This window comes from Serratia sp. Sp408 (assembly GCF_057180665.1).
The window spans coordinates 1-383 of the sequence record NZ_JBXUFT010000029.1; the positions used below are offsets into that span (position 1 = coordinate 1).

The following is a 383-nucleotide window of genomic DNA, read 5'->3' on the forward strand; positions in this document are numbered from 1 at the left end:
CGTCCTTGACCTCGCCCTTGAGCACCCCGGCCTGGATGGCCGCGCCGATGGCGACGACCTCGTCCGGGTTGACGCCCTTGTGCGGGTCCTTGCCGAGCAGCTCCTTGACCTTCTACTGGACGGCAGGCATGCGGGTCATGCCGCCGACGAGCACGACGTGCTCGATCTTCGAGGCATCGAGCCCCGCGTCGGCGAGCGCGGCCTTCGTCGGGCCGACCGTCCGCTCGATCAGGTCGGCGGTGATCTCACCGAACTTCGCGCGGGTGAGCTGCAGGTCGAGGTGCGTCGGGCCCTCGGCAGTGGCGGTGACGAACGGCAGGTTGATCTGCGTCGTCATCGTCGAGGAGAGCTCGATCTTCGCCTTCTCGGCGGCTTCGTAGAGC

General features: G+C 68.1%; 1 pseudogene. It reads right to left on the bottom strand.

Annotated features, from left to right (window positions below):
* Positions 1-383 (bottom strand): annotated as a pseudogene (locus AC2AXP_RS22690) (Hsp70 family protein); the annotation flags it as partial.